At 42.4% G+C, this 17,624-nt stretch carries 13 protein-coding genes; 7 read left to right on the top strand and 6 right to left on the bottom strand.

What is annotated here, in order from left to right:
* Positions 1–218: 218 nt before the first annotated feature.
* The 3 genes from L1068_RS20910 to L1068_RS20900 are packed head-to-tail and all read left to right on the top strand — an operon-like array spanning position 219 to position 3,740.
* Complete coding sequence (locus L1068_RS20910) at positions 219–1,862, top strand: FMN-binding glutamate synthase family protein (RefSeq protein ID WP_237131814.1); 1,644 nt, start codon at positions 219–221, stop codon at positions 1,860–1,862.
* Positions 1,849–3,309 carry an aldehyde dehydrogenase family protein gene (locus tag L1068_RS20905; protein WP_237131813.1) on the top strand — a complete coding sequence of 487 codons (1,461 nt, stop codon included), beginning with the start codon at positions 1,849–1,851 and terminating at the stop codon, positions 3,307–3,309. The genes L1068_RS20910 and L1068_RS20905 overlap by 14 nt, the downstream gene beginning before the upstream one ends.
* Before the next feature lie 41 nt (positions 3,310–3,350).
* The gene (locus L1068_RS20900) at positions 3,351–3,740 is read left to right on the top strand and encodes a hypothetical protein (RefSeq protein WP_237131812.1); all 390 of its coding nucleotides are present in this window, start codon (positions 3,351–3,353) and stop codon (positions 3,738–3,740) included.
* A 42-nt stretch (positions 3,741–3,782) separates the two neighbouring features.
* Here the strand turns inward: L1068_RS20900 and L1068_RS20895 are convergent, their stop codons facing one another.
* The 4 genes from L1068_RS20895 to purL all read right to left on the bottom strand — a co-directional run bounded on the left by L1068_RS20895 (position 3,783) and on the right by purL (position 10,861).
* The gene (locus L1068_RS20895) at positions 3,783–4,292 is read right to left on the bottom strand and encodes a DUF2780 domain-containing protein (protein WP_237131811.1); all 510 of its coding nucleotides are present in this window, start codon (positions 4,290–4,292) and stop codon (positions 3,783–3,785) included.
* A 188-nt stretch (positions 4,293–4,480) separates the two neighbouring features.
* Entirely contained in the window at positions 4,481–6,286 is a 1,806-nt protein-coding gene (locus L1068_RS20890) for a ferrous iron transporter B (RefSeq protein ID WP_237131810.1), read from the bottom strand.
* A 14-nt stretch (positions 6,287–6,300) separates the two neighbouring features.
* On the bottom strand, positions 6,301–6,525 hold the full coding sequence (locus tag L1068_RS20885; RefSeq protein WP_010562077.1) for a FeoA family protein: 225 nt from the start codon (positions 6,523–6,525) through the stop codon (positions 6,301–6,303).
* A gap of 451 nt (positions 6,526–6,976) precedes the next feature.
* Positions 6,977–10,861, bottom strand: a complete 3,885-nt coding sequence (gene purL, locus L1068_RS20880) for a phosphoribosylformylglycinamidine synthase (protein ID WP_237131809.1) — start codon at positions 10,859–10,861, stop codon at positions 6,977–6,979.
* Positions 10,862–11,065: 204 nt separating this feature from the next.
* On the opposite strand from purL, the gene mltF reads away from it, so the two are divergent.
* Together mltF and L1068_RS20870 are read left to right on the top strand one after the other, a co-directional pair.
* The gene (gene mltF, locus L1068_RS20875; RefSeq protein ID WP_054980335.1) at positions 11,066–12,412 is read left to right on the top strand and encodes a membrane-bound lytic murein transglycosylase MltF; all 1,347 of its coding nucleotides are present in this window, start codon (positions 11,066–11,068) and stop codon (positions 12,410–12,412) included.
* A gap of 123 nt (positions 12,413–12,535) precedes the next feature.
* Complete coding sequence (locus tag L1068_RS20870) at positions 12,536–12,685, top strand: hypothetical protein (RefSeq protein ID WP_161805690.1); 150 nt, start codon at positions 12,536–12,538, stop codon at positions 12,683–12,685.
* Here the strand turns inward: L1068_RS20870 and tadA are convergent.
* A complete protein-coding gene (gene tadA, locus L1068_RS20865; protein WP_237131808.1) occupies positions 12,682–13,182 on the bottom strand; it encodes a tRNA adenosine(34) deaminase TadA in 501 nt (166 codons plus the stop codon). The genes L1068_RS20870 and tadA overlap by 4 nt on opposite strands.
* A 181-nt stretch (positions 13,183–13,363) precedes the next feature.
* On the opposite strand from tadA, the gene L1068_RS20860 reads away from it, so the two are divergent.
* Positions 13,364–14,668, top strand: coding sequence for an inosine/guanosine kinase (locus tag L1068_RS20860; protein ID WP_237131807.1), 1,305 nt, complete (start codon positions 13,364–13,366; stop codon positions 14,666–14,668).
* Between the two features lie 445 nt (positions 14,669–15,113).
* Here the strand turns inward: L1068_RS20860 and L1068_RS20855 are convergent, their stop codons facing one another.
* Positions 15,114–16,331, bottom strand: a complete 1,218-nt coding sequence (locus L1068_RS20855; RefSeq protein ID WP_237131806.1) for an ectonucleotide pyrophosphatase/phosphodiesterase — start codon at positions 16,329–16,331, stop codon at positions 15,114–15,116.
* 207 nt (positions 16,332–16,538) lie between these two features.
* Between L1068_RS20855 and hemH the strand changes: the two genes are divergently transcribed.
* Positions 16,539–17,558, top strand: coding sequence for a ferrochelatase (gene hemH / locus L1068_RS20850; protein ID WP_105170270.1), 1,020 nt, complete (start codon positions 16,539–16,541; stop codon positions 17,556–17,558).
* The last annotated feature ends 66 nt before the right edge of the window (positions 17,559–17,624 follow it).

The raw sequence follows: 17,624 nt of genomic DNA, 5'->3' as shown, positions 1-17,624 counted from the left end.
GAACTTGAAAGGTCAACAGACCCTAAGACTAATTAAACATTCAGAACCCAACCCTTTCTGAATAAAAGGAAACCAATGCGGTTTCCTTTTTCTTTCAGTGACAAAGACCATGTTATTATGCAAAATTAGAGACGAGTGCAAGGGTTGCCCAAATTAGTCGTCTCGCGTCAATCCTTTATCTCTTATACGCATCCGTCAGCAAAATAAGAGTAAACTACATGACTATTATGCAAAAAACCTATTGGTTAATACTCACCTTAGGAAACGCTACTACCTTTTTTTTATGGCAATACCACACAGATGATCTGACCTTTTCACTGTTTGTTTTTACCCTTCTTTACAGTGCGATTGGTTTTTTCGATATCTTTTTCTCCAAGCGTAATCTAAACCGGTTGTACCCAGTTGTTGCTTACATTCGCTATTTTTTAGAGTCATTTCGCGTTGAAATACAACAATATTTTATTGCCAACAACACCGAAGAAAAACCCTTTAACCGCGAGCAACGTTCGCTTGTTTACCAACGTTCAAAATCGGTGCGCGATACTATTGCCTTTGGTACGCAGCGCGATTTACTGGAAGAAAATTATTTAAGTTTATGGCACTCGCTCGCGCCGTGTGACGTAAAAGAAGAATATAAACGCACGCTAATTGGTGGTCCGGATTGCAAACAACCCTATTCGGCATCTCGCTTAAATATTTCTGCAATGAGTTTTGGTTCGTTAAGTAAAAACGCCATCGAAGCGCTAAATTTAGGTGCCCATAAAGGTAGTTTTTACCACAATACAGGTGAAGGCGGGCTCAGCCCTTATCACCTAAAACACGGTGGCGACATTGTTTGGCAAATCGGTTCGGGGTTATTTTCGTGTCGTACACAAGATGGCGACTTTGACCATGAAGTATTTCGCACTAAAAGCGCATTACCGCAAGTTAAAATGATTGAAATAAAGCTATCGCAAGGAGCAAAACCAGGTCATGGTGGAGTATTGCCTAAAGCAAAAATTACCGACGAAATAGCACGCATTCGATTGGTGGACCAAGATAAAGACTGTATATCGCCAGCGGCGCACCCCAAGTGCAAAACGCCAAAAGAATTACTTAACTTTGTTGCTGAATTACGCGAACTTAGCCAAGGCAAACCTGTGGGGTTTAAACTTTGTTTAGGCAACCCCGCCGAGTTTTTAGCAATCTGTAAAGCCATGTTAGAACTGGATATTTACCCCGACTTTATTACAGTTGATGGCGCTGAGGGTGGCACAGGTGCTGCGCCCGTTGAATTTTCAAACCGCTTAGGCATGACCTGCCTTGAAAGTGTTTACCTTATTCATAACGCATTAATTGGCGTTGGTATTCGCGATAGAATTAGCATTATTGCCTCTGGCAAAACCGCATCGGCATTTGATCTATTAGCAAAGCTTGCAATTGGCGCAGACGCTGTGAACGCAGCGCGAACTATGATGATGGCATTAGGCTGTATTCAATCTCGCAGCTGTAACACTAACGAGTGCCCAACTGGCATTGCCACACAAGACCCTGCGCGCGCAAAAGCAATTGATGTTGAAAGTAAAAGTGAGCGAGTTAAAAACTTTCATAAAAATACCCTACACGCCTTTTATGAATTACTCGGCAGCATGGGGTTAGACGACCCCGATAAACTATTGCCGCAAATGGTAAAACGCAGAACGCCATACGGCTTGCTAATGTCGGTTGGCAGCTTAATAAAACCGTTACGCAAAGGTGAGATACTGGAAGATAGGCAGCTTGGCAATTGGAGTATCTGGTGGCAGCAAGCCTCTAGCGAGCATTTTTACGTATACGACGAGACTATTTTGAAACCACAGGAGTTAGTACGTGACAACACCTAATTTATCGCAGTTAAAAAACCAATCACTGATTAAACAAAGTAGTTTCGTTAACGGCTCGTGGTTATCATCAAACAACTCATTTGATGTTGTTAATCCTTTTAACAATGAGTCACTACTGCTGGTTGATGATATTGAGATAACGCAAGTTGAAGATGCGGTTTCTGCCGCCAAAAGCGCTCAACAAGCATGGCAAAGTACCACTGCCTACGAACGAGCAACTCAACTTAAAAAGTGGGGCGAGCTATTAACAGAAAATCTTGACGATTTAGCGCTATTACTCACCTTAGAGCAAGGCAAACCGCTGGCGGAAGCGCGCGGCGAAATTAAATACGGCATTAGTTATATTGAGTGGTTTTGCGAAGAAGCCAAGCGAGTTTACGGCGATACTATTCCTGCACTAAGTAATTCTCAGCAAGTGATTGTAACAAAACAACCTGTTGGCGTAGTTGCAGCCATTACCCCATGGAACTTCCCTAATGCGATGATCACCCGAAAAGCCGCAGCTGCACTTGCTGCAGGCTGTTGTTTTATTGTGAAACCATCAGAATTAACACCTTTAAGCGCACTGGCGATGGCTGAATTAAGCCAACAGGCAGGCATACCAAAAGGTGTTTTTAATGTGGTTGTGGGTACTAATGCTAAAGCCATTGGCGAGGTGTTAACAACCCACCCAGATATTGCCAAGTTTAGCTTTACCGGTTCTACAAGAGTGGGGAAATTACTAACCAAACAAGCCGCATCAACGGTTAAACGAGTGTCGATGGAGCTTGGTGGTAATGCGCCATTTATTGTTTTTGACGATGCTGATTTAGAGGCAGCAGCAACTGGGTTAATTGCAGCAAAATTTAGAAATGCAGGACAAACCTGTGTGTGCGCCAATCGTATTTATCTTGCCGAATCCATTAAACAGTCGTTTTTAGCCATCTTCACAGAAAAGTTAAAGCAGTTAAAACAAGGCAATGGCCTTAACGATGTGCAACTTGGCCCACTTATTAACCAAGCCGCAATCGATAAAGTCACACAATTAGTTAATACAGCGCTAAGTGAAGGCGCACATATTCACTACCAAGGTAAAGCAAGTGCAACTGGCTACCCAGCAACTATTTTAACCAACTGCAACAACACCATGGAGATTGCGCAAAACGAGATTTTTGGCCCAGTAGCCACTATTTTTAGCTTCGATGATGAGCAAAGTGCTATCAATCTCGCTAACGATACTGAATATGGCCTTGCCGCTTACTTTTATAGCCAAAACATTAATCGCATTATGCGCGCAGCCAATCAGTTAAAGTTTGGCATGCTTGGCATTAATGAAGGCATTATTTCAAATGCCGCCGCCCCATTTGGTGGCGTAAAACAGTCCGGTTACGGCCGCGAAGGATCGAAAGTTGGCCTGGATGATTACCTTGAAACTAAGTATTTGTGTTTCGGTAATTTATCAAGCTAATAACTCGCACTCTCAGTGTTTACTTTCAAAGGAGATGAATTATGAGTTTTTATAAATTATCGAGTATCACGGCGTTAATCTCCGTGCTACTTTCAGTCACTCTAATGGGAATACCTGAGCTGCTTTTTTATCTATTTAATATTGAAGCCAGCGATGCAACCTATTTTATGGGACGTAGAGCAAGTATTCTGTTTCTTGGGCTTGCATTGGTATCTTGGCAAATGCGCAACATATCAAACAGCACCACACAGCTAGCTGTTAGCTTGAGTTTTATGGTGATTATGTTTGGCTTGGCAATACTGGGGAGTATTGAATTTACACTAGGTAATACAGGTGTGGGGATTTTCTTAGCAATAATCACCGAGCTGACTCTCGGGTTATTTTACCTAAAAATATGGCGAGAAAACTATTTACACACAAACCCTGTTTAAATAAAAAAGGCCATTGTGGCCTTTTTTATTATGATTTTAAATTTATAAAAAGCTTAAACCTTGCTTTAACAAGTTAGCTTCTTTGCTGTATCCATTATTCGCCATGTAGCCAACTAATGAGTTTACTAGTAAAGGAACTTGCTCTTTTGGAATACCAATGCTTTCAAACGCACTATCCAAATAACCTAGGCTTACTGCCTGTTTAGTTTTATCGCCGCCTTTGCCTAGCATTGAAGTTAGTGAAGACATTGACGATTTAGGCGCTTCACTGATCAACCCGTTAGTATTTGGTAATGCTTGACTAATCAAGGCAAAGTTTTCAGGGCTAACATGATCTTTTGCTACTTTGAGCAACGCGCCCATGCCTGAACCAATGATATCTTCAGATAACCCCAATTGTTCAGATGCATATTTTACTAAGGCATTTGATGTTGTTTTTTCTGCTGTTTGGTTCGCTACAGCAGTATTTAACGTGCTTTTTAAATCAACCGCACTCACAGAATTAGCGTAAAACGCGCCCGTTACCATTACAACTAAAGTTAATTTTTTCATTACTTACTTCCAATAAGGGGTTAACCGATTTAGGTACAGCGCAATACTAACAACTAAGGGATTAAAAAGTCATTAATTTAATTCACTCTGGTACTCAACCTAACACTGAATCACAACATCGACTCGGTAACGCACCTATGACTGAAAAGGAGCCATGAAAATAGCCCCTAATGCATAACGTAAGATGTTTATATAAAGTAATGAGCAAGTGCAGCTAAGCAATAAGCAACTAATCCATACACCACAAATAAAGCCCATGCGAGTTTAGCGTTACCCATTTCCGCTTTTATCGTTGCCACGGTTGCCACGCATTGTAATGCCACTACATAAAACAGCATTAAACCAATGCCAGTACCAAGTGGTAAGCCATCTGCCATAATTTGTGATGCTAGTCCTGCAATATTTTCATCAGCGCCTTCCATGCCATACAGTGTGCCTAGCGCACCTACAAAGACTTCTCGCGCCAAAAACGACATCATGATTGCCACACCATAGCGCCAATCTGCACCAAGTGGCTCAAACACTGGTGCGATAAACTGACCAAATTGACCAAGTAACGAGTGCTCTAAATCAGCATTTTGCGGAAAATAACCCAGTACCCAAATCACCACAGACACCATAAAAATAACCGGTGCGGCGCGTTTAATAAAATAAATGCCACTGTTCAAAACACGGTGCATTAGTGGTTTCCAATGGGGCATCAGGTAGGTTGGCAGTTCTAAAATAAATGGCATTTCAGACTGGCTCTGCTCTGTCATTTTAGATTTACTCAATAATGCACTTACAATCAGCGCCATCACAATGCCAAATAAATACAGGGCAAAAAATGCGATACCTTGTAAGTTAAAGACCCCAAGTACTGTGTGATCTGCCGGAATAAATACCGCAACTAACAAGGCATAAACCGGCAATCTTGCAGAGCATGACATCAAGGGAATGGTCATCATAGTGATCAGGCGTTTACGCGGTGACTCTATGGTTCTGGCGGCCATAATGGCAGGTATCGCGCAGGCATGTGCAGATAGGTAAGGAATAAAGCTACGACCAGACAAACCAAAGAAGCTCAAAGGCTTATGGCATATCAAAGCAGCTCGTGCCAAATAACCACTGTCTTCGAGCAGACCTATGATAAACGTCAGTACCATAATTTGCGGCACAAATACTAAAAAAGAACCCACACCACCAAACAAAGCATCTGCCGTAAAGTCTTGCATCATGCCACTTGGCAATAACCCTGTAACAAACGCGGCGGTATCACCAATAAGCATTTCTACGCCATCCATTAACGGCGCAGCCCATGTGAAAATGCTCTGAAACAATAAAAACATAATTGTAAAAAATGCCACAGCGCCAAACACGCTATTTAACAAAAAGTTATCGATAACATTTTGCTTCTTAAGCACAATATCGCTGGCAATTGCATATTTTTTTGCAAGCGCTTTAGCGCTTTGCATGTTTTTACTAGGATCTGAATGAAGATTTTGCTGAAAAGGTGCTTTAGCAATTTCAACTAAGCCTTTTTGAAACTCAGTTACACCAGTAAGTGTTTTTGCTGACAAAGCAAATACTGGCGCATTCAAATCTTTAGCGAGTTGTGCGACATCTATTTGATGATTAAAGCGCTGTAATTCATCAATTAAGTTAAGTGCAAACACGACCTTTTTATTATGTTGCTGCGCTAAATGTTGCACTTGCAATGCAAATACCAAACTGCGCTCTAATCGCGTTGCGTCTAGTACATTTACAATCACTTCGGTGTCGTCTTGATTAATCGCCTCATTTAGCTTTTCGACTGCGATCTGCTCATCTTTTGAAAGCGTATTTAGCGAATAGGTACCTGGAAAATCAACTACTTCAAAGTCATTAAATTGACCACTTTTAAGCTCGACTGTGACACCTGGAAAGTTGGCAACTTTTTGCTTTAAGCCTGTTAACTGATTAAAAAGCAAACTCTTACCACAGTTGGGCTTACCAACTAATAAAATTCGTTTCATGGGGTTCTTACGGTTTATGCGATGTAAATACGTTTAGCTATTGCAGGTTCGAGTGAGTAAACACAATCACCCACTTGATAAACAATGGGACCATTGAACGGTGTGCGACGTATGCAGGTTATTAACGCATTTTCAGCGAACCCCATCTCCTCTAGTCGTTGAGCGACGGCGGAATCTAAACTTGGACACAAACGCGCTATTGTCGCCTGTTGCTTTACGGGAACATCACAAATCGTCATGATACTTATTCGCAGTTAAATATTTGCCGCCAGTATGCGCTTTTCTACAACAAAGCTCAATGCAATTTGAATATTTATCTAAACTTTATATAAATAAAAATTAATTTATTAATTAAATTAAAACCCAGTGAAAGTTACTAATCTTATTTAACTTAAATATTTATTTTAAATAATAAAAAAGGCCACCGAAGTGACCTTTCAATTAAATCAAGCTGAGGCAGTGCAGACTAATTCGTCCTGAAGATGCGGCCCGATGCGTTACGCAGTAATCGTCATCGCAGACTGACGTAAAACACGCTGCTCAACGTACAGATACAAAAAAGGCCACCGAAGTGACCTTTCAATTAAATCAAATTGAGGCAGTGCAGACTAATTCGTCCTGAAGCTGCGGCCCGGCTCGTCATCCATGACTCGGGTAAAACACGCTGCGAAACTTCGTTTCGGTCGTGTTTTACCCCACGTTCTTACGTGCGTTACGGAACATACGCATCCATGGGCTATCTTCTTTCCACTCATCTGGGTGCCAAGAGTTAGCTACTGCACGGAATACACGCTCTGGGTGTGGCATCATTACTGTTGCGCGACCATCTGTTGACGTGATACCGGTAATACCCTCAGGTGAACCATTCGGGTTGTTCGGGTATTGCGTTGTAGGCTTACCAAAGTTATCAACGTATTGAACCGCTACTGTGCCAGACTCTAGTGCCGCTTTCACTGCTGCGTCGTTTGCAAACTCTGCATGACCTTCACCGTGAGATACCGCGATTGGCATGCGAGAGCCAGCCATGCCTTGGAAGAATACTGACGGGCTTTCTTGTACTTCAACAAGGCTGAAGCGTGCTTCAAAACGCTCTGACTTGTTGGTTACAAAGCGTGGCCAGTGTTCAGTGCCTGGGATAAGCTCTTTCAGTGTTGATAACATCTGACAGCCGTTACAAACACCTAAGCTGAACGTATCTTGACGCTCAAAGAATGTTTGGAACTGATCACGTGCCATGTCATTAAATAAGATTGACTTAGCCCAACCTTCACCAGCACCCAGTACGTCACCGTAAGAGAAACCACCACAAGCTACAAGTCCTTTAAACTCTTCTAGCGTTAGGCGACCTTCAAGAATATCACTCATGTGTACGTCTACTGCTGCAAAACCTGCACGGTTAAATGCCGCTGCCATTTCAACATGTGAGTTAACACCTTGCTCACGAAGAATAGCCATCTTAGGCTTAGCACCTGTAGCAATGTAAGGTGCTGCTACGTCTTCGTTTAGGTCGAAGCTTAGTTTTACGTTAAGACCTGGATCTTTTTCGTCAAACTTGGCATCAAATTCTTGCTTAGCACACTCTGGGTTATCACGAAGTGCTTGCATCTTATAAGTCGTTTCAGCCCAAATAGTACGTAGTTCAGTACGTGTATTTGCTAGAACTGCTTCGCCACCACGGTTGAAGATTACTTTATCTTCGGTGTTTAGCGTACCAATAGTGTGGCTGATAGCTGCAATGCCGTTATCAGCTAACACAGCTTCAACTGCTGCAAGGTCGTCATTGCGAACCTGAATAACTGCACCTAGCTCTTCATTATAAAGCGCTTCGATGTCAGAACCTGTTAAGCTATCAAGATTTACAGTCACACCAGAGCGACCTGCGAATGCCATTTCAGCTACAGTAGTGAATAAACCACCGTCTGAACGGTCGTGATAAGCAAGTAGCTTCTCGTCAGCCACAAGTGCTTGCATTGCGTTGTAGAAACCTTTTAATAACTCAGGGCTATCAACGTCAGGTGTTTTGTCACCAAGTTGCTTGTAAACCTGTGCAAGGCTTGATGCACCCATGCGGTTTTGACCGGCACCTAAATCAACTAGGATTAGGCTTGAATCCCCTTTGTCAGTGCGAAGCTGAGGCGTGACTGTTTTACGAATGTCTTCAACACGGCCAAACGCAGTGATTACTAGAGAAAGTGGTGCAGTAACCGCTTTATCTTCACCGTCATCTTGCCATGTTGTCTTCATCGACATTGAGTCTTTACCAACTGGGATGGTTAGGCCAAGTGCTGGACATAACTCTTCACCTACAGCTTTAACAGCTTCGTAAAGACCTGCGTCTTCACCTGGGTGACCTGCTGCTGCCATCCAGTTTGCAGATAACTTGATGTTCTCAAGACCACCAATGTTTGCGCCTGCAATATTAGTTAACGCTTCTGCGACTGCTAAACGTGCTGATGCACCGTAGTTTAGAAGTGCTGCAGGTGTTCGCTCACCCATTGACATTGCTTCACCATGGTAAGTGTCAAACGCAGCTGCTGTTACCGCACAGTTTGCTACTGGTACCTGCCAAGGGCCAACCATTTGGTCACGTGCCACAAGACCTGTCACCGTACGGTCACCAATGGTGATAAGAAATGTTTTCTCAGCAATCGTTGGAAGACGAAGTAAACGCTTAGCGGCTTCCTCTACATCAATGCTATCTGTTTTAAGTGCTTCACCAGATACCTTTTTTGACTCAACGTCACGGTGCATCTTAGGTGCTTTACCAAGTAGTACTTCAAGCGGAAGATCTACAGGGTTGTTATCAAAGTGGCTATCTGCAACGGTTAGGTGACGCTCTTCTGTTGCTTCACCAATGACTGCGTATTGTGCACGCTCACGCTTACAGATTTCTTCAAAACGTGCGAAGTCTTCTGCCGCTACTGCCAATACATAACGTTCTTGTGATTCGTTACACCAAATTTCATGTGGTGCCATGCCAGGCTCATCGTTCGGGATGTTACGTAGTTGGAATTTACCACCACGGCCACCGTCGTCGACAAGCTCAGGGAATGCGTTTGAAAGACCACCCGCGCCCACATCATGGATAAACGCGATTGGGTTTTCGTCACCTAGCTGCCAACATTTGTCGATAACTTCCTGACAACGACGTTCCATCTCTGGGTTTTCACGCTGTACAGACGCAAAATCTAAGTCTTCGTTTGACTGACCAGATGCCATAGATGATGCAGCGCCACCACCCAGACCGATGTTCATCGCAGGGCCACCTAATGCAACTAGCTTAGCCCCTACTGGGATTTCACCTTTTTGAACATGCTCAGTACGGATGTTACCAAGACCACCCGCAAGCATTATTGGCTTGTGGTAACCACGAACTTCTTCGCCGTTGTGGCTGTTAACTTTTTCTTCGTAAGTACGGAAGTAACCAAGTAGGTTAGGACGACCAAATTCATTGTTGAACGCCGCGCCACCTAGTGGGCCGTCGATCATGATGTCTAGTGCATCAACGATACGACCTGGCTTGCCGAAGTTAGTTTCCCACGGCTGCTCAAAACCTGGAATGCGAAGGTTAGATACAGTAAAACCAACAAGACCTGCTTTTGGCTTAGAACCACGGCCTGTTGCACCTTCGTCACGAATTTCACCACCAGAACCAGTCGACGCGCCAGAGAATGGTGCAATCGCAGTTGGGTGGTTGTGGGTTTCAACCTTCATCAAGATTTCAATGTTTTCTTGATTGTAGTTGTACTCGCCATCTTTATTTGGGAAGAAACGACCCGCTTTAGAGCCCTTCATTACTGCTGCGTTATCTTTATAAGCAGACAGTACGTTTTCTGGGTGCGTCTCGTAAGTATTCTTGATCATTTTGAACAGCGACTTAGGCTGTTCTACGCCATCGATTGTCCAATCGGCGTTAAAAATCTTGTGACGACAGTGCTCTGAGTTCGCCTGTGCGAACATAAATAATTCGATGTCGTTCGGGTTACGACCTAGTTTTGTGAAGTTTTCTACTAGGTAGTCAATTTCGTCATCCGCTAATGCGAAACCTTGCTCTACGTTTGCAGTTACAAGCGCTTCACGACCACCACCAAGAATGTCTACTGATGACATTGGGCGTGGCTCTTCAACGCGGAATAACTGGCCTGCATCTTCAAGGCTGTTGTGAACAGACTCGGTCATACGATCATGAACTAGTTTAGCAACGTCATTTAACTGCGCAGCGTTTAGGTCGCCTTCAACATAGTAAGCAATACCACGTTCAACACGGTGTACTTTGTCTAAACCACAGTTGTTAGCAATATCCGTTGCCTTTGATGCCCATGGAGAAATGGTACCAATGCGCGGCGTCACTAAAATGAGCGCACCTTCAGGCGTATGTTCAGTAATGGTCGGCCCATACTTTAATAGCTTATTTAGTTTGTCTAACTCAGACTCTGAAAGTTCTGCTGTTAAATCAGCAAAATGCATAAACTCAGCGTAAACACCAGTCACTGGTAAATTGGCGTCAGCGCAGGTTTTAAGGATCTTTTGAACTTTAAAATCAGAAAGTGCAGGTGCACCACGTAGGATCAACATAGGTATTTTCATCCGGGGTTAAGGATTGAACGAAGATTTATGGGCGCACATTATAGTGGAAAATGACATGAGATTTAAATAAAAATCAAAAAATAGCCAAAAATAGGCAAATTCGAATTTCATGTATAGGACATTAGTCCTCGTGACGATCGGGACTTTATCTGTTATAACAACCTTGTAGGGGTTAGTTATTTTAGGATTTGAGTGCTAAAACACGTTGTAATTACACTGGTTATTTTTTTGCTGGCAGCATGCTCAGAGCCTGTCGCAGAAACACACCTCGGCCAAATTAAACAAAAAGATAAGGTTCGTATCGGCACTCTTGCCGGCGAAAGTACTTACTATATTAGTGCCAATGGTGAGCTGGGTTTTGAATATGAGCTCGCTAAAGCATTCGCAAACTTTATTGACGCTGAGCTCGAAATCATTCCTTTTTTCTCAATTAAAGACATGCTTAACAAGCTAGAAAAAGGACAAATCGATATTCTCGCTTCAGGCCTTACCCTAAACAAATCGCGTTTAAATAAATACCGTTTTGCGCCGCAATACCGCTCAATCAGTCAAAAGCTCGTTTATAAACAAGGGCGTAAAAGGCCGCGTAATTTTTCACAGCTGGACGCCCCTGTTACCGTTATTGCCAAAAGCGCTCATGCCGCCAGTTTATTAAAAGCAAAAGCCAATTTTGAAAACTTACAATGGGTTGAAACCGAAGAGTTTGATGAAGCCGAGTTACTACAAGGCATTATTGATGGCAAATTCGATTACACCATTGCTGACTCGCATACTTTGGCGCTATTTCGCCGCTATCACCCAGAACTTAGCATTGCCTTTTCGGTAACCCGCGAAGAACCAGTCGCTTGGATGCTGCAACAAAACGATGACGACAGTTTATATGCACTTGCCATCGAGTTTTTTGGTTATGCGCGCTCAACGGGCTTGTTACAGAACCTAGAAGAAAAATATTTTGGCCATGTTCGTCAATTTAACTACATCAATACCCTTGCTTATATAGAAGCGGTTCGTGATGTATTACCTAAATATCGAGATTGGTTTAAGCAATATTCACGTAGCCTTGATTGGCGCTTACTAGCAGCGGTAAGTTATCAAGAATCGATGTGGGACCCACGTGCCAAATCGCCAACTGGAGTACGCGGGATTATGATGTTGACCTTGCCTACTGCAAAATCGGTCGGTGTTAAAAACCGCCTTGAACCCGAACAAAATATTCGTGGTGGCGGCATCTATTTAGAAAAATTGATTAATCGCGTACCCGAACGCATAAAAGAACCTGACCGTACTTGGCTTGCGCTTGCCGCTTACAATGTGGGCTTTGGTCATATGGAAGATGCCCGTGTGCTAACCGAAAAAGCGGGCGGCGATGCCGACAAATGGGCTGATGTGAAAAAACATTTACCGTTACTGATTAAAAAGCGCTACTATCGCCAAACAAGATACGGGTTTGCCCGTGGCGATGTCGCCGTTAAATATGTCGATAATATTCGCCGCTATTACGACACACTCGTTTGGCTTGATGAAAACCAAGATGAGTAACACGATAGTTGAATTCACCGTGGTGAATGTCATATACGTGTCATAATTTATTAATAAACTTATCGAGAGATAAGGGCTTTAGCCAATTACCCTTCTCCACTCTCACCTTTTTAAGGAGAACCTATGCTAAGAACGCGTAGAAAATTCAAAGTAAAACGCAGCACGGTTAACACGTGTGCTATTCGTCGCCGCATTGCAAGACGCAACACCCATCGTAAAGTTCTTGAACGTCGCAGAGCATTTAATTTATTGGTGGAAGCTGAAGCGAACTAGCTTTCACCTTTTGCCGCTTTTTTAGCGGCTTTTATTTCTGCGCGGCGTTTTTTAAAAAATGCCGACAGCTTTTCACTGCACACTTCCGCTAAAACCCCGCTGGTGACGTCTATTTGATGATTGAGCTTTTCGTGGCGAGTTAAGTCCATAATGCTGCCCGCTGAACCTGTTTTTTCATCATGTGCGCCAAATACCAAACGCTTTATACGGCTATGCACCAACAACCCTGCGCACATAGAGCAAGGTTCCAAAGTGACGTATAACGTACAATCGAGCATACGGTAATTTTCAATGTACTTGCCAGCTTGGCGAATCGCCATCATCTCAGCATGGGCCGATGGATCATGCTGTGTAATTGATAAATTATACCCCTCAGCAATTATCTGGTTGTCTTTTACAACAATGGCACCAACCGGTATTTCTCCATGTTGCTCGGCAATATCAGCACGTTTAAGCGCCTCAATCATCCAATATTCATCGCTAAATTCAGGGTACATAGTTACTCAGGTTGATTTATAAACACCTTAAATATTTTACCAAGTTAAAAAGATTCATGCATTGTTATCTCTTTTTCTTAGAATTTTTTAAAATAAAGGGCTAATGTCATAGTTATTCAATTATTTTTTAGGCTATAATCCGCCGCCATTTTGCACGACGCCAAAGCAATGTAGAAACAAGATGAAATTTCCTGGACGACGCAGACAAAAACACTACTTTCCAGTGGAAGATAAAGATCCGTTAACGAACGTGATCACACAAGACAGCAAGCTTGCACGTAATTACATAGTGGGTATTGACCAAATTGTGGTTGATATAGAAGCCAAAGTTGATCAAGCCTTTCTCAACGAGTTTGGCCTGCACCGCGGCATGTCGCAAGTAATGGATGATGACACCACCAACGCTCTCTATGCACGCTTAAAAGATCATGACATGATCGACTACGAATTTGCAGGCGGCACTATTGGTAACACCATGCACAATTACTCAGTGTTATCAGACGACCGTTCGGTACTGCTTGGTGTGATGTGTGAAAATATCAAAATTGGCAGTTATGCCTATCGTTTCGTTAGTAAAACCTCAACCCGCGTAGATTTAGAACACCTACAACCGGTTGATGGCCCAATTGGTCGTTGTTTTACACTTATCGATGAAAGTGGCGAGCGTACTTTCGCTATCAGTCCTGGTTTAATGAACCGTCTACGTCCTGAATCCATTTCCCAAGAGCTTATTGCTAACTCGTCTGCTTTAGTTATTTCGGCTTATTTAATGCGTACCACAGGTGAAGACACCATGACCGAAGCGGCGCTAAAAGCCGTTGAATACGCAAACGCTGCAAATGTACCTGTTGTACTGAGCTTAGGCACCAAATTCTTAATTGAGCAAGACCCTGAGTGGTGGCAAAACTTCGTTAACGACCACGTTGACATATTAGCCATGAACGAAGAAGAAGGCCTTGCTATTACCGGCTTTGAAGACCCGCTCTTAGCCGCCGATAAAGCGCTTGATTGGGTTGATATGGTAATTTGTACTGCTGGCGCCCAAGGCATGTTCTTAGCCAGCTACATTGATGACTGTTGGAAACGCCCAACAGAGCACCAATTAATGCCAGGCAGCATTCCTGATTTTAATAAATTTGAGTTTTCGCGCGCAATGCGTCGTAAAGACTGTAAAAATCCAGTAAAAATTTACACTCACACTGCACCTTACATGGGTGGGCCTGACAGCATTAAAAATACCAATGGCGCAGGTGATGGCGCACTGGCAGCAGTACTTCACGATATTAGCGCTAATGTGTATCACCAATTAAATGTTCCTACCTCAAGTAAGCATGAAATCAATGCGCTTACCTATTCATCACTTTCACAAATCAGTAAATATGCTAACCGTGTAAGCTATGAGGTATTAGTGCAGCATTCGCCACGTTTAACGCGCGGTTTGCCTGAACGAGAAGACAGCTTGCAACAAGCTTACTGGGAACAATAATCCCGCCTTATGTCAATAAAAAGCCCGCTACAATATGCGGGCTTTTTGTTACCAAGTTAAACTCAGTACTTTTGGAGATTGAGAACTGGTTTTTAGTATAAGTTTACTAACTTAACCTTAGCTTAACTCTGTCAACTCCTACATTTTTAACTAAGCAAACTTTCCAACAGACATAAAAAAGCCCGCTAAAGTTAGCGGGCAAAGCTTGTATAAAAACAACAAGGGAAATAAAGTCCAAGGGAGATTGGAATTCAAGCTTACTTTAGCCTTTTTAAACTTAACCTTTGCTTAATTCATAATAATTAAATTAATTTTATGGAAAGTTATTGCAAAAAATAAAGCTTTTAACCTAGCTTCTGCGCTTAATGCCTGTTTACTCAAATAACGCATTATTTAAGCCGGCTAAACCTGCTTACATACTTAAGCGAAGTGGCTATTACGGCCTTTACTGAGCAAGTGCACTTTCCAAGCTTTTGCCATCACCATCTACCGGTGAAAGTATTTTTAAGCCAAGTACTTTCGCAATTGTTGGGTAAATATCTAGATTAGGAAACTCAGCAATAGACGTATTTTGTTTAAATGCAGGTCCTTTTGCTATAAATAATGCTCCCATTTCTTGAGTATATGCATAACCATGCGTGCCTAAATAATCTGACTCTCCTTCAAATGAGAACGTTTTTGGTGCTGTGGTTTCAATAATAATATCAGCATCTCGAGCACCAAACTTAACACCGCGACTCGCTAGTGTGTTTTTATCAAGTACGCTATAACGTCCTTTCGCATTAGCTACGAGCTGCGCTTTCGTTTTCTCGATAGACACAGATGAGTTTGGCTTAATATAAATTTGCACACGAGTGCCTGAGTTCTTAATAAGAAAATCATCTTTAGACAAACCCAACGAGTTAATTTCAGTGGTCTGCTTTGGATCAACTTGTGACATACCGTGATCTGATACTAAAACTAAATTAATATTAAGATCATTCAGCTCAGCTAAGCGCTTATCCAATTGGGCAATTAACGCATCCATTTTTTGTACAGCATCAAATGTTTGCTGTGCGTTAGGGCCAAAATCATGGCCCATTGAATCAACTAATGAAAAATAAGCTGCAACAAAACGTGGGCGCTGTGACTTTGGTAAGCTCAGCCAGTCTACAATTTGGTCTACGCGGCGCTGATAATCGCTATGTTGCGAGTAGTGATAAAAGTAACTTGGCGTACGACCATTAAAGCGCGCGTCTGATTCTGGCCAGAAGTAAGTTGCCGCTTTAACACCTTGCATTTCAGCAAGGTTCCAAAGTGGTGTCCCGTTTAGCCAGGTACTGTCGTTACGCCCTTTGCCCATGCTGTAGCATTCTTTACGATTTCTATCACAAAATTTATTATCAATTATGCCGTGATTAGCGGGCTGTAAGCCGGTAATAATTGAAATATGATTAGGAAATGTTTTCGTTGGGTAAACCGGAGTCATGCGCTCTGCACGAACGCCTGCTTTAGCAATTTTTGCTAAATTCTTTGCTTGGTGTTTTTCAATATAATCCCAGCGAAAACCATCAAGGGAAATCAAAACAACGGTTTGCTCTTTGGCAAACACTGGCGTGCTTAAAACACTTAAAACACTTAAAACACTTAAAACAACGAGAAGTAAAACAGCTATTTTTTTCATTTGCTTTGCTTGTGTAGTAATTTTCCCCATCTAAACTTGTTGAATTACAAAAGTCTAGGCTATTTGTCCTCAGCTAGATTTATTTAATGTAAGCTCGAGTTATTTATCAAAAATTGATCTTAAATAGCTAACACAACGTAATGTGGGCAATTTTCCAAAAAGATTTGATACAATCTTTTTAATTTAGCAAATTAAGTAAGGGTCACCGTGTCTCGATTCACTGCCGTCACTGAAGAACCGCATAAACGATTTCATAAAAAAACAGCCGTTTTACTCACTAACTTAGGCAGCCCAGATGCACCCACCGCAAAGGCTTTAAGAACCTATTTGGCAGAGTTTTTATCTGATCCGCGCATCGTTGAAATTCCGCGCGTGCTTTGGAAAATTATTTTGCACGGCATTATTTTACGTATTCGCCCAAAACGTTCGGCAAAACTTTACGCCGGTATTTGGACTGAACACGGTTCACCATTATTGGTTTACAGTAAAAAACAGCAAGCGAAGCTAGCAACTTTACTTAAAGACAAAGGCCTAGATCACGCCGAAGTATTCTTAGCGATGCGCTACGGTAACCCATCAATCAAATCAGTGCTCGAAGAGATTCGTGAAAAAGGCTATCAAAAAATTGTCGTCTTGCCTTTATATCCTCAGTACAGCGGTTCAACTACTGGCTCAACTTATGACGCCATTAGTCGTGAGCTTGTTAACTGGCGTTGGGTACCTGAACTACACTTTATCAATGGTTATCAAGACAACCCGCATTATATTGATGCGCTTGCCGCGAGTATTAAAGAAGATTTAGACAAACATGGTATGCCTGAAAAATTGGTACTTAGCTACCATGGCACACCTAAGTTTTTCCTAGAAAAAGGCGATCCGTATTATTGCTTTTGCCAAATGACCACCCGTTTAGTGGTAGAAAAGTTAGGACTTAACAAAGACGACGTAATCACCACCTTCCAAAGTCGTTTTGGTAAAGCGGAATGGTTAAAACCTTACACCGATGAAACCCTTGAAAAGCTAGCCAAAGAAGATGGCATTAAGAACATTGCCATTGCCAGCCCAGCTTTTAGCTCTGACTGCTTGGAAACATTGGAAGAATTAGAAGAAGAAAATCGTGAAATTTTTGAACATGCTGGCGGCGAACACTACCGTTATATTCCAGCATTAAATGACCGCGATGATCATATTGCTGCCTTTTATGAAATCATAAAACAGCATTTATAATTTTCCGCAGTTTAAACAACAATAAAACCCAGCTTATGCTGGGTTTTTCATTACCTAAATTATTGT

Source organism: Pseudoalteromonas sp. MMG024, from assembly GCF_021654175.1.
Taxonomy (GTDB): domain Bacteria; phylum Pseudomonadota; class Gammaproteobacteria; order Enterobacterales; family Alteromonadaceae; genus Pseudoalteromonas.
Note: the sequence above shows the minus strand (reverse complement) of the source record. Positions and strands in the feature narration are given on the sequence as shown.